18 protein-coding genes, 1 tRNA gene and 1 riboswitch are annotated in these 18,824 nt (G+C 67.1%); of the genes, 10 read left to right on the top strand and 9 right to left on the bottom strand.

Going from position 1 to position 18,824, the window contains the following annotated elements:
• Position 1 precedes the first annotated feature (1 nt).
• Together OJF58_RS12530 and OJF58_RS12525 are read left to right on the top strand one after the other, a co-directional pair.
• Positions 2–517: a nitrous oxide reductase accessory protein NosL gene (locus tag OJF58_RS12530; protein ID WP_300784735.1), complete on the top strand. Its 516-nt coding sequence runs from the start codon at positions 2–4 to the stop codon at positions 515–517.
• Positions 514–1,518 (top strand): FAD:protein FMN transferase, encoded by a 1,005-nt coding sequence (locus OJF58_RS12525; protein WP_300784733.1) that lies wholly within the window; start codon positions 514–516, stop codon positions 1,516–1,518. The genes OJF58_RS12530 and OJF58_RS12525 overlap by 4 nt, the downstream gene beginning before the upstream one ends.
• Positions 1,519–1,625: 107 nt before the next feature.
• On the opposite strand, the gene OJF58_RS12520 is transcribed toward OJF58_RS12525, so the two are convergent.
• The 3 genes from OJF58_RS12520 to OJF58_RS12510 all read right to left on the bottom strand — a co-directional run bounded on the left by OJF58_RS12520 (position 1,626) and on the right by OJF58_RS12510 (position 2,939).
• Positions 1,626–2,084: a hypothetical protein gene (locus tag OJF58_RS12520; protein WP_300784731.1), complete on the bottom strand. Its 459-nt coding sequence runs from the start codon at positions 2,082–2,084 to the stop codon at positions 1,626–1,628.
• Between the two features lie 192 nt (positions 2,085–2,276).
• A tRNA-Gln gene (locus OJF58_RS12515) sits at positions 2,277–2,351 on the bottom strand.
• A gap of 72 nt (positions 2,352–2,423) precedes the next feature.
• Positions 2,424–2,939: a flavin reductase family protein gene (locus OJF58_RS12510; protein ID WP_300784729.1), complete on the bottom strand. Its 516-nt coding sequence runs from the start codon at positions 2,937–2,939 to the stop codon at positions 2,424–2,426.
• A gap of 177 nt (positions 2,940–3,116) precedes the next feature.
• Between OJF58_RS12510 and OJF58_RS12505 the strand changes: the two genes are divergently transcribed.
• Both OJF58_RS12505 and OJF58_RS12500 read left to right on the top strand, forming a co-directional pair.
• Complete coding sequence (locus tag OJF58_RS12505) at positions 3,117–4,010, top strand: CHAD domain-containing protein (RefSeq protein WP_300784727.1); 894 nt, start codon at positions 3,117–3,119, stop codon at positions 4,008–4,010.
• A gap of 2 nt (positions 4,011–4,012) precedes the next feature.
• Entirely contained in the window at positions 4,013–5,158 is a 1,146-nt protein-coding gene (locus OJF58_RS12500) for a GTP-binding protein (protein ID WP_300784726.1), read from the top strand.
• Positions 5,159–5,377: 219 nt separating this feature from the next.
• Here OJF58_RS12500 and OJF58_RS12495 read toward each other — a convergent pair whose 3' ends face one another.
• Both OJF58_RS12495 and OJF58_RS12490 read right to left on the bottom strand, forming a co-directional pair.
• Entirely contained in the window at positions 5,378–5,902 is a 525-nt protein-coding gene (locus tag OJF58_RS12495; protein WP_300784725.1) for a GNAT family N-acetyltransferase, read from the bottom strand.
• A gap of 5 nt (positions 5,903–5,907) precedes the next feature.
• On the bottom strand, positions 5,908–6,321 hold the full coding sequence (locus OJF58_RS12490) for a GFA family protein (protein ID WP_300784724.1): 414 nt from the start codon (positions 6,319–6,321) through the stop codon (positions 5,908–5,910).
• 111 nt (positions 6,322–6,432) lie between these two features.
• Between OJF58_RS12490 and OJF58_RS12485 the strand changes: the two genes are divergently transcribed.
• Together OJF58_RS12485 and OJF58_RS12480 are read left to right on the top strand one after the other, a co-directional pair.
• Entirely contained in the window at positions 6,433–7,392 is a 960-nt protein-coding gene (locus tag OJF58_RS12485; RefSeq protein WP_300785255.1) for a tripartite tricarboxylate transporter substrate binding protein, read from the top strand.
• On the top strand, positions 7,389–8,087 hold the full coding sequence (locus OJF58_RS12480; protein WP_300784723.1) for a substrate-binding domain-containing protein: 699 nt from the start codon (positions 7,389–7,391) through the stop codon (positions 8,085–8,087). The genes OJF58_RS12485 and OJF58_RS12480 overlap by 4 nt, the downstream gene beginning before the upstream one ends.
• Here the strand turns inward: OJF58_RS12480 and OJF58_RS12475 are convergent.
• On the bottom strand, positions 8,084–8,668 hold the full coding sequence (locus tag OJF58_RS12475; protein ID WP_300784722.1) for a TMEM165/GDT1 family protein: 585 nt from the start codon (positions 8,666–8,668) through the stop codon (positions 8,084–8,086). The genes OJF58_RS12480 and OJF58_RS12475 overlap by 4 nt on opposite strands.
• Positions 8,669–8,670: 2 nt before the next feature.
• Positions 8,671–8,857: riboswitch (yybP-ykoY riboswitch) on the bottom strand.
• Between the two features lie 71 nt (positions 8,858–8,928).
• On the opposite strand from OJF58_RS12475, the gene polA reads away from it, so the two are divergent.
• Together polA and OJF58_RS12465 are read left to right on the top strand one after the other, a co-directional pair.
• Positions 8,929–11,871, top strand: coding sequence for a DNA polymerase I (gene polA / locus OJF58_RS12470; protein ID WP_300784721.1), 2,943 nt, complete (start codon positions 8,929–8,931; stop codon positions 11,869–11,871).
• 93 nt (positions 11,872–11,964) lie between these two features.
• A complete protein-coding gene (locus OJF58_RS12465) occupies positions 11,965–12,582 on the top strand; it encodes a glutathione S-transferase (protein WP_300784720.1) in 618 nt (205 codons plus the stop codon).
• Between the two features lie 2 nt (positions 12,583–12,584).
• Here the strand turns inward: OJF58_RS12465 and OJF58_RS12460 are convergent, their stop codons facing one another.
• The 3 genes from OJF58_RS12460 to OJF58_RS12450 all read right to left on the bottom strand — a co-directional run bounded on the left by OJF58_RS12460 (position 12,585) and on the right by OJF58_RS12450 (position 16,264).
• Positions 12,585–13,604: an aromatic ring-hydroxylating dioxygenase subunit alpha gene (locus OJF58_RS12460; RefSeq protein ID WP_300784719.1), complete on the bottom strand. Its 1,020-nt coding sequence runs from the start codon at positions 13,602–13,604 to the stop codon at positions 12,585–12,587.
• A 14-nt stretch (positions 13,605–13,618) separates the two neighbouring features.
• Entirely contained in the window at positions 13,619–15,457 is a 1,839-nt protein-coding gene (locus OJF58_RS12455) for an adenylate/guanylate cyclase domain-containing protein (protein WP_300784718.1), read from the bottom strand.
• A gap of 69 nt (positions 15,458–15,526) precedes the next feature.
• Positions 15,527–16,264, bottom strand: a complete 738-nt coding sequence (locus OJF58_RS12450) for a DUF2470 domain-containing protein (RefSeq protein WP_300784717.1) — start codon at positions 16,262–16,264, stop codon at positions 15,527–15,529.
• A gap of 114 nt (positions 16,265–16,378) precedes the next feature.
• Here OJF58_RS12450 and OJF58_RS12445 point away from each other — a divergent pair, with 114 nt between their 5' ends.
• Positions 16,379–17,074, top strand: a complete 696-nt coding sequence (locus tag OJF58_RS12445; protein WP_300784716.1) for a response regulator transcription factor — start codon at positions 16,379–16,381, stop codon at positions 17,072–17,074.
• Positions 17,043–18,815: a stimulus-sensing domain-containing protein gene (locus tag OJF58_RS12440; protein WP_300784715.1), complete on the top strand. Its 1,773-nt coding sequence runs from the start codon at positions 17,043–17,045 to the stop codon at positions 18,813–18,815. The genes OJF58_RS12445 and OJF58_RS12440 overlap by 32 nt, the downstream gene beginning before the upstream one ends.
• Positions 18,816–18,824: the final 9 nt, after the last annotated feature.

Raw genomic sequence — 18,824 nt, 5'->3', positions numbered from 1 at the left:
AATGGCTGCTCTGCTGGCACTGGTCCTAGCCGGCTTGACCCCGAGTTGCGACGAAAAATCGGCCAACGTGCCGCTGCCCCACGAGGTTACCGGCGAGTCGACGGCCCAGTTCTGCGGCATGACCCTCGCCGAGCATCCCGGGCCGAAGGGGCAGATCTTCATCAAATCCGATCCGCGCCCCTTCTGGTTTGCCTCCGTCCGCGATGCCTTCGCCTTCGTCATGCTGGAGGATACGCCGAAGGCCGTCGTCGCGATCTACGTGAACGATATGGGCAAGGCCAAGAACTGGGATCAGCCGGAATCGGGGACGTGGGTCGAGGCACGGAAGGCCGTATACGTGATCGGCAGCCGCAAGCATGGCGGCATGGGCCAGGACGAGGCTGTCCCCTTTTCCGATCGGCAGCTCGCCGAGCGGTTCGTCGACAACAACGGCGGCCGCGTCGTCACCTTCGACGACATGCCGCGCGACTACATCCTGCCGAGTGGCAACGCCGCGACGACGGAGCCCCTGCGATGACCACGAACCCTGGGCGCCCCGGACGCCGACGTTTCATCAGGATCGCCGCCAGTGCTGCGGGCCTGGGCTGGCAAGCGGCTCATGCTGCTCCAGAGCATGCAAGGATGCTGCACACCTGGCGTGGGGTGGCGCTGGGAGCCGACGCTTCCCTCCAGCTCTACCATCCCGATGAACGGGAAGCCGAGCGGCTGACTGCTGTCTGCCTCGACGAGGTTTCGAGGCTGGAGAAGATCTTCAGCCTTTACCGGCAGGACTCCGCCATCCGTCGCCTGAACCACGGAGGCAGGCTGGACCAGCCTCCGATGGAACTCGTCGAGCTGCTCTCGCTGAGCCGGCATATCGCGCAACTGACGGGAGGCGCATTCGACCCGACGGTTCAGCCGCTCTGGGAACTCTACGCGGCACACTTCGCGAAACCGAACGCCGATCCTGCCGGACCGTCACCGGCCTCGCTTGAGGACGCACTCGGCAGGGTCGGCGTCTCGGGGATCGAAATCGAGCCGAACGGTATCCGCTTTCTCAAACCGAATATGGGCATCACCCTGAATGGCATCGCCCAAGGATACGTCACCGACCGGGTTGTCGACCTGTTGAGGTCGAACGGCCTGCAGCATGTGCTGGCCGACATGGGTGAAATCCGGGCTCTTGGCACGCGCCCGCACGGAGATCCCTGGTCGGTCGGCCTCGAAGATCCGGTCTTCCCTGGGCAGGTGGCCCATCGTCTCTTCCTCGTCGACAAAGCCGTCTCGACATCGGGAGGCTACGGCTTTCATTTCGACGCTGCCGGTCGCTTCAACCACATCTTCGACCCGAGCACGGGGGGAACGAGCGAGAACTTCCTCTCGGTTTCGGTAGTCACAAAGACTGCGACTTTTGCCGATGGCCTGTCGACCGCGTTTTCAGTCATGCCATTGGCCCGGATTCGGGAAGTGGCCAAGACCGCCGGCGCCAAGATTTTCCTGAGGATGTCGGACGGATCCGACGTGATCATCGATGGATAGGCCTGCCGAGCGGCTTTCGGAATATCGCGACCCTCGACGCGATCATGCCGACATCCGCAAGGCAGCCATGTGAGCAACGCCAACATGTCGTCTGAGGTGGTCGCCGCTTAGCAGTTGGGGGGCTCGCAGGGCACTCGAGGGACGACCAGGCCGGGTGGCAGGTCATAGGAACGGCCAATGATGAACACCGAGCTCCGCTCGGGATTGACAGCGAAATCAAGGACCTCGAAGACGCGACGTTCGCCTCGATCCTTTGGGCCGGCGCGCGCAAGCACGTAGCAGCGATTGGGATCGAGAGGCGGCATACCTATGACAACGGCTTCAATCACCAATTCTTGCCGCGCGAATTGCCGCCAACGCGCGTCGCCGGTCGAGATCATCTGCATACGCGCGAGCAGGCGGACATCGCTCACTCGCTCACAGAGAGCCCGGACTTCTGCCGCTGACATGCGGCCACTCTCCAGCCACTGGCTCTCGGCGGCGTCGGCTGAGCGATCCGCGCCAGGCATGAGCATTGCTGCGCCAACGCATAGCGCGCTCATTGGGATTTTGCTGGCAGACATCATGTGGAACCTCCTCCGGAAGTTCCCAACAGTTTGTTCATTTAGACCCAAGAGGCGTTGCCCGCCTTGACATCAATCAAGGACACGCGCCTCGCATCGCCGTCCAGAGCCGGCGGAATAGTCCTCGGGCCGCCGCCTGAGCGGAGGACTCGTGGCGCAACTGCGCCGCGGCATCCCCCTCGGCCGGGAATCAGCTGGCTGGGGCGCCAGGATTCGAACCTGGGAATGGAGGAATCAAAATCCTCTGCCTTACCACTTGGCTACGCCCCAAAGACCACGGCCGACAGGCGGCGGAACATAGTGGCTAACGGAGCGGAGTCAAAGCCGCCGAGCCGGGCCGCCTCAGCCGCCGCCGATCGCCTTCTTGAGAAGGTCGCCGTGCACGAAGCTGCCGTCGGCGTAGAGAAGCGGCGTGGCCGCCGGATCGAGGACGAGATCGACGATCTCGCCGATGTAGATCGTGTGCGTGCCGGCGGAAACTTTCGTCACCAGCCGGCAGTCGAAGGAAACCGGGCAGCCCTTCAGCACGGGCGCGCCGGTCGTGAGCGTCGACCAGTCGCCGAGATCGCGGAAACGCTCGTCGCCCTCGACGCCGTCCATGCCGGCGAAGCGCTCGGCCAGCTTGCGGTGCGTCGGCGCCAGGATATTGACGCAGAAGAAGCCCGCCTCGCCGATCGGATCGTGGGCGGATGCCGTTTTGTTCACGCACACCAGGATTTGCGGCGGTTCCGCCGACACCGAACACACCGCCGTCGCAGTCAATCCACCGCGCAGATCGTGATGGCGGGTGGTGATCAGGGTTACGCTCGCCGCCAGGTGGCGCATGCCCTTCTTGAAGGCTGCGGCATCGATACTCATGCGCCAATCCTAGCGATCAGGCCGCCGACTGCCACCGGAAACGGCCGCTAAATGCTCGGCCGGCCAGCGAAATCAGGCGGGGCACCCGCCAGCGCCGCCTCTGCAACAAAACATTCATCGAGATGACGTTTTTTGCGGTTGCCCGCCCGCGACCTCCCGCTACCGTCGGGACGCTCCATGGCTTTCGCGCTCGCCCCAGATACCCCGCCGGATGCGGCTTTGCGCCAGATCGTGGCGGAGTGCCAGGCCGATCTCCTGAAATACCGCGACGTCGTTCTCGGCAGCCGCCGCCCGATAGGCATCCACCAAAGCCGGGTGGCGCTGCGCCGCCTGCGCGCCGCCCTCGGCCTGTTCCGCGATGTCGTGCCGGGCCCGATCGAGCAACGGCTGGTGCGCGCCATGGCCGCCGAGGCGAAATGGCTGGCGGGCGAATGCGGCCCTGCCCGCGATCTTCATGTCTTCCTCACGGAATCGGTGGACGATCCGCCGGCCGAGGTGAAGCGCGTCGCCGGGCGCCTGGCCCACAGCCATTTCGAACGCGCCCGGGCGGCGCTTTCCGGCGCGCGTTTCGCCGCCTTCGCCGAGCAGGTCGAGGCCTTTGTCGAGTCGAAGCCGACCGGCGGCGGCCGGCTGGACGACTTTGGCCGCGCGCGGCTGGAGAAGCGGCATGCCAGGGTCGAGCATCTCGGTCGCAAGCTCGCTTCGCTCGGCGAGGAGCGCCTGCATCGCCTGCGCATCGCGGTCAAGAAGCTGCGCTATGCGGCGGAGTTCCTGCAGGCTGCCTTCTCCGGGCCCGGTTTTGATTCCGCCCGGGCGAAGGCCTATATCGAGGCCACGGTGCGCCTGCAGGGCGCGCTCGGTGCCTTGAACGATCGCGCGGTGGCGGCCCGCATGCTGGCCGACATCGCCGACGCGGCCCGGCCGACGGAGCATATCGGGCGCGCGTTGCGCAAGCTCGGCAAGCAGGCCGCCTCCGGCGACAAGCGCCGGCGACGCAAGCTCGAACGGGCCTGGAAGGCGTTCAGGAAGACCGAGCGCTTCTGGCTCCAGCCGCCGTCGACGACGGAGTAGACATGACGAATACCCAGAGCGCTGCCGAAGAACGCATTCCCGTGACCGTGCTGACGGGCTTCCTGGGCAGCGGCAAGACGACGCTTCTGAACAAGCTCCTGCGCCGGCCGGAGCTCGCCGACACGGCGGTGATCATCAACGAATTCGGCGAGATCGGCCTCGACCATCTGCTGGTCGAGAAGTCGAGCGAGGACGGCATGGTGACGCTGAACTCGGGCTGCCTCTGCTGCACGGTGCGCGGCGATCTCGTGCGCACCATGAGCGAGCTGTTCCTGAAGCGCACCAAGGGCGAGGTGACGCCGTTCCGGCGCATGGTGGTCGAGACCACCGGCCTCGCCGATCCGGCGCCGATCCTGCACACGCTCATGACCGATCCCCTGCTCGCCTCGCGCTACCGCCTGGACGGCGTGGTGACGACGGTCGACGGCGTGAACGGCGCCTCGACGCTGGACAATCACGAGGAGGCGGTGAAGCAGGCCGCGGTCGCCGACCGGCTGCTGCTCACCAAGACCGACATCGCCGATGCGCCCAAGCTCTCGGAGCTCGAGCAGCGCCTGCACCAGCTCAATCCCGGTGCGCCGGCCCATGCGATCTCGGGCGGCGAGATCGACCCGAACCAGATCCTGAATGCCGGTCTCTACAATCCCGAGACCAAGAGCGCCGATGTGAAGCGCTGGCTGCACGAGGAGGCCTACGCCGAAGGGCACGAGCACGGCGACGGGCATCATCACCATCACGGCCATGGCCAGGCGCATCATCACCACGAGGGCGCCGGCGCCGAGCAGGATCCGCACAACGTCAACCGCCACGACGATCGCATCCGCGCCTTCTGCATGACCTTCGACGAGCCGATGAGCTGGTCGACGGTGGCCGCGGCGTTCGATGCGCTGGTGACCTATCGCGGCCCCGACCTGCTGCGCATGAAGGGCATCCTGAACGTCAAGGACACCGACAAGCCGGTGGTGATCCACGGCGTGCAGCACGTCTTCCATCCGCCGGCCACGCTCGACGCCTGGCCCGAGGGCGACGACCGCAAGAGCCGCGTCGTCTTCATCACGCGCGACATCGGCGAGAGCACCATCCGCAAGGTCTTCGCCTCCTTCTTCGACGCCGAGAAGAAAGGCTGGGGCCAGCCGGAGCAGCAATAGCGCTCATCGGAGCGCGCCACTGCGCCATCGGAGTTCGCCACCGGCGCCGCCGCCCCCAAGGATGAAACGGGTACGGCCAAACTGTGTCATCCCGAGCGGAGCGAGGGATCCTTGGGCGGCACTGCGAAAGATCCCTCGCTGCGCTCGGGATGACACGACATTGGTTGGGCGCCCGACCTTGTTTCTTGTTGGTCGCGCGCTCATGACTCGCCGCGATCGTCATCTCCTCCAGTCCGACTGGTCCGACCGATAGAAGGCGTGCGCCATGCCGTCCACGGGCCGCGTGCCGTCGGCTTTCATGCCGATCTTCTCGAGCACGCGCCGCGACGCCAGATTGCCGGGCTGCACGAAGGCGATGACCCGATCGATGTCGGGACGGGAGGCAAAGAGCCAGGCCAGCAAGCACTTTGAACACTCGGTCGCGTAGCCCTTGCCCCAGGCATCGCGGTCGAAGACGAATCCGAGCTCGATTTCGCCGGTTGGCTCGAAGATCGAGAATCCGGCACGGCCGATGACGGTCTCGCCATCGCGCAAACACACTTTCCACTTGCTGAAGCCAAGCGACGCCTGCTCGCGTACGAACCGCGCAAGCTTTTGCCGAAGCTCATCCATCGACCACGGCCGGCCATCGATCGACAGGAACCGCATTACCTCGGGGTCGCGATGGAGCGCGACGAGGACGGACAAGTCGGCGACCGTGAACGGATGGAAGGCGAGCCGATCGGTCGTCAGAATAGGCCGCACTGCGATCATTCCGCCGGCGGCAGGGTCTCGAAGCACCGCAGCTTGCGCGAGCCGTCGTCCCACGGCTGGCGGCTGCGGGTGAAGATCGCGACCTGCGGCTCGAACTGGCCGAGATCGTCGAGCGAGCCGGCATAGATGTTGATCTTGCCCGGCATCAGCTCGGACGTGCCGAAGAGCGGGGCGAAGCAGCGGGGACAGTAAAGGCGGTCGGCCGGACGGCCGCTGCCGCCCGTGCCGTGATGGGCAAGGACCTCGCCTTCGATCGTCACCGCTTCCCTGGGAAAGCAGATGAAGCCGACATGGCCGCCGCCGCTCAGCTTCTGGCAGTCGCGGCAATGGCAAAGGCCCTGGAATTCGGGCGTTCCGCTCGCCCGATAGCGCACCGCGCCGCACAAGCAACCGCCTGTCATCGTGGTCATCGTCTCGTTCTCCCTTTTCACGGCGCCGTGTCGTGACTTGCTCTATACACCCGGCAAAGATGCGCCAACCACGCTTCTCATCGCGTGGACCGGGAGGACGGCATGCGCCATATGATTCGACTCGTGTTGATGGCCGCGGCGGCACTGACGCTCGCTGCGGCGGCCAGGGCGCAAGCCTGGCCGACCAGCCCAGTGAAGATCGTGGTGCCATTCGGGCCGGGCGGTCCGGCCGACGTCTATGCGCGCATCCTGGCGCAGGCGCTGACCGACGATCTCAAGCAGCAGTTCATCGTCGACGACAAGCCGGGCGCGGGCGGCGTGATCGGCACCGAGATCGTCGCCAAGGCGTCGCCCGACGGCTACACCTTCCTGATGATGTCGAACACCCAGGCCACGAACGAGACGCTGCTCGCGCGCAAACCCTATGAACTGATGCGCGACCTCGAAGCGGTGGCGCCGGTGAATTCGTCCGATCTCGTGCTGGTCGTGCATCCTTCGGTGAAGGCCCGAACGCTGCCCGAGCTGATTGCGCTCGCCAAGGCCAGCCCCGGCAAGCTCACCTACGCCTCGTCCGGCCCTGGCACGCCCTATCACATGGCGGGCGAGCTCTTCAAAGCGATGAGTGGCACCGACATCCTGCATGTACCGTATCGGAGCAGCGGCGAAGCGCGCAACGACGTGATGGGCGGACACGTGCAGATGATGTTCGACGCCGTCACCGCGATGAAGGGCAACATCGAGGCGGGCGAGGTGCGCGCGCTCGCCACGACCGGCCTCAAGCGCTCGGTCGTGCTGCCCGACCTGCCGACGGTGAGCGAAGCTGGCGTGGCCGGCTACGAAGCGACGATCTGGCTCGGCCTCATGGCGCCGGCCGGCACGCCCAAGCCGATCGTCGACCGGCTGAACCAGGAGATCGAGAAGATCATCGCGCAGCCCGCAATTCGCGACGCGTGGGCGAAACAGGGCGCCGTGCCGATGGCCATGACGCCGGCCGCCTTCGACGCCTTCCTGCGCGGCGAGATCCGCAAATGGGCGAAGGTGGTCGAGATCTCGGGCGCCAAGATCCAATGACCAGGACCCTGCGGCTCCTGAGCGGCGGCGCGGCGCAAGGTCTGGTCGAGGCCGTGCGGCCGGCGTTCGAGGCCGAGACCGGGTGCCGCCTCGAAGGCGTTTTCGGCGCGGTCGGCGCCATGCGCGACAGGCTGGCAGCAGGCGAGCGGGTCGATCTCCTGATCCTGAGCCGCGCACTGATCGAAGGATTGGCACGTGAAGGGCAGATCGAGGGCGCATCGGCCCGCGATCTCGGCACCGTGGCAACGGCGATCGCGGTCCGAGCGGGCGATTGCGTGCCACCGCTCGTCGACGCCGAAGCTCTGCGCCGCGTGCTCCTCGCCGCCGATGCGATCCACTTTCCCGATCCGGCACGGGCGACCGCCGGTATCCATTTCGCCAAGGTGATGGCAAAGCTCGGCCTCGAGGACCGGCTCGTCGACCGGCTGCGGCCGGCGCCGAACGGCGCCACTGCCATGCGCGCGCTGGCCGCGTCGCGTGCGCGTCGACCGATCGGCTGCACGCAGGCGACCGAGATCCTGGCGACGCCGGGGATCGTGCTTGCCGCCCCGCTGCCGCCGGGATGCGATCTCTCGACCGTCTACACCGCGGCCATCGCGACGAACGCCGAGGCGCCACGGGAGGCGGCCATCCTGATCGAGCGCCTGACGGCGCCGACGACCCTCCCTACCCGCCAGCGTCTCGGCTTCGCCTAGCCCGAGCCTGAGAAAAGGCCCATCTCGAGACCGATCACCGTCAGCACGGCGAGGATCGCGAAGGATGCGGCCGCCGCCATCCGCACCAGCCTCAGCGGGACCTTGCGGGCCAGCACGTCGCCGCACAGCACCGCCGGCACATTGGCCAGCAGCATGCCCACGGTCGTGCCGGCCGTGACCGTAACCACATCCTGGAAGCGGGCGGCGAGGCCGACGGTCGCGATCTGCGTCTTGTCGCCCATCTCGACCAGGAAGAAGGCGACCGCGGTCGCCAGAAAGGCCCCGGCATGGCCGACGGTTTTGGGTCCTTCATCGGCTTTGTCGGGAACGAGACACCATGCTGCCATGGCGAGGAACAGCACGGCCAAGGTCCACCGCATGGTGTGCGGCCCGACCCAGGCGGCGACTTGTGCGCCCACCGCGGCGGCCAGCGCATGGTTGGCCAGCGTCGCCACCAGGATGCCGAGAATGATGGGCACGGGGCGGCGATAGCGGCTGGCGAGAACCATCGCCAGGAGCTGGGTCTTGTCGCCGATCTCGGCCACGGCCACGAGGCCGGCCGAGACGAGGAAGGCTTCCATGGATCGTCACAAGGCGGGATCGGGCGCAGGACCGATGGCTGCCGCTGCCGCCCAATCCCGCAGGTGAAGCATCGGCCAGCCAAAGGTCTCGCCAAGCTGAACGCCGGAAGCGCCATGGCTTCGAGAAGCCAAGTCTGTTGACGCTTCCACCCCTGCACGCAGGGCCGGCTACTCCCCAATGACGAAGGGGACATAGCCCGGTGGGCAATTCCTTGCAACCGCCTCCCTGCCGCCCGGTTCCGCGTGCTAGACGTTGGGCCATGGCGAAATCCAAGGCTTCTGCATCCGCACCGGCTGCGGCGACCGCACCGGCCAAGGCCAGGAATGGCGACGGGTCGCCGATCCGGCATCTCTATCTGGTCGACGGCTCGGGCTACCTGTTCCGCGCCTATCACGCGCTGCCGCCCATGACGCGGCCCGACGGGCTGCCGATCAACGCCGTCTACGGCTTTTGCCGCATGCTCGTGGCCGACATCCTCGACAAGGCCGAGGTCGATCATGTCGCGATGATCCTCGATGCGGGCGCCACGACCTTCCGCAACCAGATCTACGACAAGTACAAGGCCAATCGGCCCGAGCCGCCCGAGGACCTGATCCCGCAGTTTCCGCTGATCCGCGAGGCGGCCAAGGCGTTCAACGTGACGGTGTGCGAGCTCGACGGCTACGAGGCCGACGACCTGATCGCCACCTATGCCCGCATGGCGGTCGAGGCCGGCGGCACCTGCACCATCGTCTCCTCCGACAAGGACCTGATGCAGCTCATCCGACCTGGCGTCGAGATGATGGACCCGATCAAGAAGACCAAGCTCGGACCCGAGGCGGTGATGGAGAAGTTCGGCGTGCCGCCGGACAAGGTCGTGGACGTGCAGGCGCTGGCGGGCGATTCGACCGACAACGTGCCGGGCGCGCCGGGCATCGGAGTCAAGACCGCGGCACAGCTCATCAACGAGTACGGCGACGTCGAGACGTTGCTCGGCCGCACGAGCGAGATCAAGCAACCCAAGCGGCGTGAATCGCTCGAGCAGAACGCCGAGCTGATCCGCATCTCCAAGAAGCTGGTGACGCTCAGGGACGACGTGCCGACCCCGGTCAACCCCGAGAGCTTCGACAAGAGAAAGCCCGACCCCAACGTGCTCCTGCCGTGGCTGGAGCAGCAGGGCTTCAAGAGCCTGATCACGAAGTACCAGAAAGAGCTGGGCGAGGCGACCGAGCCCGTCGCACCCGTCGCGACGCCGCAGCCGCTGAAGAAGCCCGAGCCGCCCAGGCCCGCGCCAACCGCGCACGCCAGGCCCAACCGACCCTTCACCGCGGCCGACTACGAGCTGATCCGCGACGAGAAGGCGCTCGACGAATGGATCGCCGAGGCGACCAAGGCCGGCGTGGTGGGATTCGACTGCGAGACCGATGCGCTCGATTCCAACAATGCGAACCTGGTGGGCGTGTCGTTCGCCCTGATCGACGGGCCGTGGGGCAATGTGAACTCGACGCGCCGGAGAGCTGCCTACCTCCCGATCGGCCATCGCGCGCCGGGCGGCGAGGCGCAGGGCGCTCTCGATCTCGGCGGGAACGGGGCGGCCGGCGACGGCAAGCTGCTGCCGGACCAGGTTCCGCTCGACGAGGCGATCCGGAAGCTGAAGCCGATGCTCGAGGACCCCGGCGTCCTGAAGGTCGGCCAGAACATCAAGTACGACATGTGCGTCTTCGAGCGGCATGGCGTGAAGGTTGGCCCGGTCGACGACACGATGGTGCTTTCCTTCGTGCTCGACGCCGGCAAGCACGGCCATGGCATGGACGAGCTCGCCGAGAAGTATCTCGGCCACAAGACCATCAAGTTCTCCGATGTCGCCGGCAGCGGCGCCAAGCAGGTGAGCTTCGACCGCGTGCCGGTCGAGCGGGCGATGGAGTATGCCGCCGAGGACGCCGACGTGACGCTGCAGCTCTGGACGCAGTTCAAGCCGCGCCTTGCAACGGAGCATATGGTCGCCTTGTACGAGACCATCGAGCGGCCGCTCATCGCCGTGCTGCTCGGCATGGAACAGGCCGGCATCAAGGTCGATGCGGCGGCGCTCAGGAAGCTCTCGGCCGATTTCGAGAAGCGGCTGATCGAACTCGAGCGCGAGATCCACAAGATCGCGGGCCGCGAATTCAATGTCGGCTCACCCAAGCAGCTCGGCGAGATCCTGTTCGACGAGCAGAAGCTGCCGGGCGGCAAACGCAGCAAGACCGGCGCCTGGTCGACCGACGCCTCGGTGCTGGAGGAGCTCGCCAATGCCGGCCATCCGCTGCCGGTGAAGATCCTGGAGCACCGCCAGCTCGCCAAGCTCAAGGGCACCTATACGGACGCCCTGGTGCGCGAGCTGGACGCCAAGACGGGCCGCGTTCATACCTCGTATCACATGACGGGTGCCGCCACCGGCCGTCTCGCCTCGACCGACCCCAACCTGCAGAACATTCCGGTGCGCACCGAGGAAGGGCGCAAGATCCGCGAGGCCTTCATCGCCGAGCAGGGCCACAAGCTCCTGAGCGCCGACTATTCCCAGATCGAGCTCAGGCTGCTGGCGCACGTCGCCGATATCGGCTCGTTGAAGGAGGCCTTCGCCCGCGGCGACGACATCCATGCCATCACCGCTAGCGAGATGTTCGGCGTGCCGGTCAAGGGCATGGACCCGCTGGTGCGCCGCCGCGCCAAGGCGATCAACTTCGGCATCATCTACGGCATCTCGGCGTTCGGTCTCGCCAACCAGCTCGGCATCGGCCAGCCCGAGGCGCGGGAATACATCGCCCGGTACTTCCAGCGCTATCCCGGCATCCGCGACTACATGGAGCGCACCAAGGACTTCGCGCGCAAGCACGGTTACGCGCAAACGCCGTTCGGTCGCAAGATCCATCTCAGGTACATCAACGACAAGAGCCAGGGCATGCGCGCCTTCGCCGAACGGGCGGCCATCAACGCGCCGCTGCAGGGCGGCGCGGCCGACATCATCAAGCGGGCCATGATCCGCCTGCCGCAGGCGCTGAAGGAGGCGCATCTGGAAGCGCGCATGCTGCTGCAGGTGCATGACGAGCTCCTGTTCGAGGTGCCCGACCGCGAGATCGAGCAGACGAAGGAGGTCGCCCGGCGCGTCATGGAAGGCGCCGCCCAACTCTCGGTGCCGCTGGTCGTCGACACCGGCGTCGGCGCCAACTGGGCGGCGGCGCATTGACACGATCAGGACCGTGTCATCCCTCGCTGCGCTCGGGATGACACCATTGATGTGTTTGCAAGTGCACGCATGGGAAATGGGAGAGGATACGTCATGAAGATCTGGGGTCGCGCCAATTCGATCAACGTGATGAAGGTGCTGTGGGCGGCCGACGAGTGCGGCGTGACCTACGAACGCGAGGACGTGGGCGGCGCGTTCGGCGGCAACGACCAGCCATGGTATCTCAAGATGAATCCCAACGGCGTGGTGCCGACCATAGAAGACGGCGGGCGCATCATCTGGGAGAGCAATTCCTGCGTGCGCTATCTGGCGGCCCGCTATGCCGCAGGGTCGCTGTGGCCCAACGATCCCGGCGAGCGCAGTGAGGCCGAACGCTGGATGGACTGGCAGCTCAGCACGATCTCCGACGGCATGCGCATCGTGTTCTGGGGTCTGATCCGCACGCCGCCCGACAAGCGCGACATGGCGGCGATCGGCAAGGCAGCCAAGGAACTCGGCACGCTCTGGGCCAGGCTCGACGGCTGGCTGGAGGGCCGCAAGTACGTCGCCGGCCAGCATTTCACCATGGGCGACATACCCGTGGGCTGCATGGCCTATCGCTGGTTGGCGCTCGATATCGAGCGGCCCGAGCTGAAGAACGTCCGGGCCTGGTACGACCGGCTCGCGACCCGCCCGGCCTATGCCAGGCACGTCATGGTGAAGATGACTTGAGCCTACGCAGCGGCGAGCAGCGTCTCCACCATCCGGCGGAACTGCGTCGGGCCGGCATCGAGACTGGTGGGCAGCATCTGGCGCTCGGGCTCGAGGTCGATCAGCTTCTGCTGCGCCTCGATGATCGCCTTGTCTTCCTGGAAGGCCGTTTCGGTGACGGCGAACAGCCGGTCGAGCCTGTCGGGATCGATGTCGGCCGCGCGCGCGCCGGCGGCGTAGAAGTAGCGCGAGGCCCGGCTGGAGACCGGCGTCACCGCCTGCTCGTCGAGGCGGTAGAAGAGCGGCGCGTCCTGCGGCTCCCGGCCGCCGCTCGCCTCCGCCGTGCCCAGCGGATAGAAGGCGGTGCGCTGCAGGAAGATGCCGGGGAACAGGAAGTCGTAGCTGTTCCAGACATCGAGCCGCTCGCCGAGCTTCTTCATGAAGCCGCGCGGCCTATGGTTGCGCAGCCACCGCTGCATGCGCAGCCCGCGCTCGATCGGCGCGACGCGCGGCCGGCTGTCCGCCCATTGAGGCATGTCGAGACCGAGGGTCTTTTCGTGCACGAAGGAGAGGTGGGAGAGATCGAGCAGGTTGTCGTCGATCAGAAGATAGTGCGCCGCATAGTCGATCTGGCCGCTCCTGAGCCGATACGCAGGGTCGTCGAGCGCGACCGACGGCGGGATGGCATCGCGATCGGCCGTCGCGTCGCCCATCCAGATCCAGACCCAGCTTCCGACCACCGCCGTGGGAAAGCGGCGCACGAAAGCGCTCTGCGGGATGCGCGGCTGGCCGGGAATCTCGATGCAGCGACCGTCCGGCGCGAACTTCAGCCCGTGATACATGCAGCGCAGGTTGTCGCCTTCCAGGCGGCCCATGGTGAGCGGCGCGAAGCGATGGCAGCAGCGGTCCTCGAGCGCCACGACCGCGCCGTCGCCGGTGCGATAGAGCGCGACCGGCCGGTCGATGATGGTACGGGCGAGAATGCGGCCGGCCTCGAGCTCGTGCATCCAGGCGGCGACGTACCAGGCATTGCGGATCCACATCCACTCCTCCCCGATCAAACCAGCCGATACACGTCGAACGGCTGTTCGTGTCCGCGCAGGGTCCGCCGTTCGGGCGGCGGCGGATCGATACCCAGCGCCTCGCGGTCCTTGACGGCCGTGAGCGTCTCGCCGCTCGTCAGCACCACGACCTCGTCGGCCGGCATCATGAACTCCTTGCCGAGCTGCTCGAAGCGCTGGGCGATGTTAACCGTATCGCCGACGACGGTGAAGTTGACCCGGCCGGGCGCGCCGATGTTGCCCACCACCGCCGGGCCGGAATGCAGCCCGATGCGCAGCCGGATCGGCGCCTTGCCGGCGGCGCGGCGCTGCCCGTTGTCCTCGTGCATGACCCTGGCGATGGCGAGTGCCGCCCGGATCGCCGCGCCGGCATGATCGTCGCGCGGCGGCACGACACCCCACAACGCCATCACCGAGTCGCCGATATACTTGTCGATGATGCCGTGCTCGTGCTCGATGCAGGCGCCGACCAGCGCGAAATGATGGTTGAGGAGCTCGGCCGTCTCGTGCTCGGGCAGGCTCTCGACCTGCGGCGTGAAGCCTACGATGTCGGTGAACATCACGGTCACCTCGACACGCCGCGATGCGATCCCCTCCTCGCCGCGTTCCATCAGGCGCTGCACGAGGCGCTGCGGGACGTAGATGCCGAACCATTTCAGCGCGCTGCGCGCCTTCTCGAGGCTGTGGCCGGCATCGTCGATCTCGCGCAGGCGTGACGGGCGGTGCATCGGCTGGTCGAACTCCAGCCGCTCGATCGCCTCCGCGGCGCTGGTGATGGTGCGGATCGAGCGGGCCATGCGCAGGCCCATCAGCAAGGCGAGCAGGGTCGCGAACAGGAGCGTCACGGCGCCGACGATGGCGCCGTTGGTCAGGCGATCGAGGTCGCTGGTCGCCTCCTCGATCGGGAAATACTGGCCGACCAGCCACGGCTCGGGGCCGTATCCCTTGAGCTCGCGACGCACGAACACCCAGCGCCGCCCGTCGACCTCGACGATATGGCCGAGACTGCCGAGCGCCCGTTCGATCGTGGGACTGTGCACCGGCGGGTCCCAGATATGGGCAAGGACCGGATCGCCGACCTCGCCGATGGTCGGCAGCGGTTTGGCCGCCGACAGGCCAAGCCCGCGCGGATCGATCAGCCGGCGGTGCGCCAGCACGCGGTCGTGGCCGACCAGGATGAAATAGTTGCCGCCGCCCGGCTGGGAAGGATCGTCGATGAGCTGCGAGAGATTGCCGATGCCGACCGTCGCCACCAGTGCGCCGATGAAGGCGTTGTCCTTTCGCCGCACCGGCGCGCGCACGTTCAGCATCGGCTGCCCCAGCGAAGGGCTCCAGAACAGATCGCCCCAGAATGCGCCGTGTGCCGTCTGCAGCTCGCGGAATCCCGCAATGCTGCCTGGAATATCGGCAAGCGGCACCGTGTCGCGCACGATCGCACCGTCCCGCCGGCGTATCGCGCGGTCCAACTGCAGGTCGAGCGACGCGAAGGCCGTGATCGACACGGCGGGCATCTGGGCCAGCATCGCCGCCAGCGTCTCGCGCGCCGCGACCGGCGACTCCATGTCGAGCCGTCCCTGTGCGGCGAGGGCCGCGATCAGCTCCAGTTCCTGCGCCACGGGATCGAGACGGCTCTTCACCATCGATACCTGGGCCTCGATGACGCGACCGGCGCGGTCGACCAGCAGCCGCTCGGTCGTTCCGGTCGCGCCGGCAAGGACTGCGACGTAAGCCACCCCGGAGATCAGGGCGAGCGAGCCGAACGCCAGAGCCAGCGCGGCGATCAGCGGCACCCGCCAGGGCTGACGCGATCGCACGGCGCGGGGGGCATCGGACATGGTGCTCAAGCCGTCCCATCATACGGCGTGCGTCGTGCAAAGGCGAAATCCGCCGGACGAGACGGCCGGTCAGGCGTCGACGGTGCGCGCCTTCGCCGCCAGCGAGGCCAAGACCTCGCGCGCCCGGGCCGGTCCGTTCAACGCCGTGTCGAAAGCAAGACGCGCCACCTTTCCGCCGCAGCGCAGGTCGAGACCTTCGGCGTCGAACCCCGTCATGCGCCATTCGCCGGCGACGAGGCCAAGAAGCCGCGTGGCATAAAGTTGCACCGCGTCGGCGTGATCGGCGTTCATGTGAGCCAGGATCGCGCCCTCGGCGGCGGCGAACGCCTCCAGCGTCGCCCGTGACGCGGATGGCGTCAGCTCGTCGGCCGAAAGCCAGCGGATCTCGCCGAAGCCGCCGACCAGGTGCGCTCGCTCGACCGCGACCCGATAGAACTTGAAATCCCTGAAGCGGGCATACATGTCAGCTTCGGGATGGTGCGCGAGGAAGCGCCTCTTCAACCGTTCGTCATCGGTTGAGGCCGCCCGACCGAGCAACGACACGCGCGGACCGGTGAGCGGGTTGTCGAGCCCCTCCGTCCCGTCGAACAGAAGCGATACCCGATCGTCGACAGCGATCGCCCTGCTATGGTCGGCGAGATCGCTCAAAAGCAGGATCGGCGCAAGATCGTGATCGACCGCGACGACCACGAGGGAGGCGTACGGCCAGGGCGCGCCGCGGTTGGCGTCAGGCAAGGCGGTCGCAAGGGCGGCGCGGTCCCGGCCGCGTACCAGCTCGCGCACCATATGCGGCAGATCGTCGGTCATCGGAGGGTCCAAAAAAGCCGCATTTGCTCCGTTGTCGTTGGCAGATCGGGCGGACGGCGGCGACAGCCCGGTCTATGCTAGCATTCCTTGCCGAGCCTCAGGAGACGCAATCCCGTGCGCAAGAACATCGCCTTGGTCGACGACGACCGCAACATCCTCACGTCGGTGTCGATGCTGCTCGAAGCCGAGGGCTTTCAGGTGAAGACCTACCCCGATGGCGCTGCCGCGCTCGAGGGGCTGAATCAGGCGCCGCCCGACCTCGCCATCTTCGACATCAAGATGCCGCGGATGGATGGCATGGAGCTTCTGAACCGCGTCCGCAAGACGCAGCAGTTCCCCGTGATCTTCCTCACCTCCAAGGACGAGGAGATCGACGAGGTGCTGGGCCTGCGGATGGGGGCGGACGATTTCATCCGCAAGCCCTTCTCCCAGCGGCTGCTGCTCGAGCGCATCCGGGCGGTGCTGCGCCGCGTCGATGGCGGCGCCGGCAAGGGCGAGGGCCAGGCCGAGCGCATCGTGCGCGGCGACCTCGTGCTCGATCCCAGCCGTCACCAATGCACCTGGAAGGGCAAGGAGGTGCATCTCACAGTCACCGAATTCCTGCTGCTGAAGTCTCTCGCCGAACGGCCGGGACACGTGAAGAACCGCGATCAGCTGATGGATGCCGCCTACGGCGAGACGATCTACGTCGACGACCGGACGATCGACAGCCACATCAAGCGGGTGCGCCGCAAGTTCCGCGAGGTCGACAGCGAGTTCGAGCAGATCGAAACGCTCTATGGCATCGGATATCGATATCGCGACACCTGAGGGCCGCGCGCGGCGCTCGGCCAAGGTCGGCGGCATCGCAGCCGCCCTCAAACGCCTGCTCCTGAAGCTGCGGCCGCGGCGGGCGCGGCGCGTGGAGTTGCCCTCGACGCTGCGCCGGCGTCGCCGCCACAGCCGGCGTTATTCGCCGCTGACGCGCCGTATCCTGCTGCTCAATATCGTGCCGGTGGCGCTGCTGGCGTTGGGCGCGGTCTATCTCAGCGACTACGAGGACGAACTGATCGACGCCGAGCTCGCCTCGCTCCTGGTGCAGGGCGAGATGGTGGCGGCGGGCATCGGCGAGGTTGCCGTGGTGGGCGGCGAGACGACCGTCAACCGGCTCGATGCGGATGCGGCCCGTCAGCTCCTGACCCGTCTCGTGCGGCCGACCGGCGTGCGCGCCCGCCTGTTCAGCGAGACCGGCGAGCTCCTGGGCGATTCGGCGCTCTTGAGCGATGCCGGCCGCATCCATGTGACGCCGTTGCCGCCGCCCCAGCAGGCGCCGCCCGAGCGAGACAACGAACGGTTCGGCGAAGGGATCGCCGACTGGCTCGCACGTCAGCTCTCGCATGCCGACCGCTATCCGCACTATGTCGAGCGGTCTTCGCCGACCGTGCGCGACTTCCCCGAGGCGGCGAGCGCGCTCAGGGGCTTCAACGCCTCGGCCGTGCGCGTCACCTCCGACGGCCGGCTGATGCTGAGCGCGGCCGTGCCCGTGCAGCGCTACAAGCAGGTGATGGGCGCCTTGCTGCTGACGCGCGACAACCGGGCGATCGCGGCATCCCTGCGCGAGGTGCGCTACGACATGCTCACCATCGCCGTGGCGGCGCTCGGGATCACCGTGCTGCTCTCCCTCTATCTCGCCGGCACGATCACGCAGCCCATCGTGCGGCTGGCGCGCGCCGCCGACATGGTGCGGCTGGCGCGCGACACGCGACCCGAAATGCCCGACCTCGGCCGCCGCGGCGACGAGATCGGCGATCTGAACGACGCGCTGCGCTCGATGACCGATGCCTTGTGGCAGCGTCTGAATGCCATCGAGAGCTTTGCCGCCGACGTCGCGCACGAGCTCAAGAATCCGCTCACCTCTCTCAGGTCGGCGATCGAGGTGGCGTCGCGGCCCGACCTCGATCCCGACCAGCGCGCGCGGCTCATGTCGATCGTGATCGACGACATCAACCGCCTGAACCGGCTGATCTCGGACATTTCCGACGCCTCGCGGCTCGATGCCGAGCTGATGCGCGGCGAGGTCAAGCCCGTCAATCTGCAGGCCCTGCTGGCGGACATGGCCCATCACTACGCCACCTCGACCGCGAACAAGTCCGGCGTCGCGATCGACTTCCGGGTCGCGGCCAATCCGCCGTTCGCCGCGCACGGTCATGACGGCCGCTATGGCCAGGTCTTCCGCAACGTGGTCGACAACGCGCTTTCCTTCAGCCCGCCCGGATCGCGCATCGTGATCGAGCTCAGCCGCGAGCCGCGCAACGGCCCATTCGTCGTCACGATCGACGACGAAGGACCGGGCATTCCCGAAGACAACCTCGAATCGATCTTCCAGCGGTTCTACTCGGAACGGCCGACCGAGCATTTCGGCCAGCATTCCGGCCTCGGCCTCTCGATCTGCCGGCAGATCATGGAGACCTACGGCGGGTCGATCTCGGCCACCAACCGTCGCGCGCCCGACGGCCGCGTGCTGGGCGCCCGCTTCATCATCCGCGTCCCGCCGGCCGACCGCGGCGGGTGACACCGGCCC

This window comes from Enhydrobacter sp., from assembly GCF_030246845.1.
GTDB lineage: Bacteria > Pseudomonadota > Alphaproteobacteria > Reyranellales > Reyranellaceae > Reyranella.
Note: the sequence above shows the minus strand (reverse complement) of the source record. Positions and strands in the feature narration are given on the sequence as shown.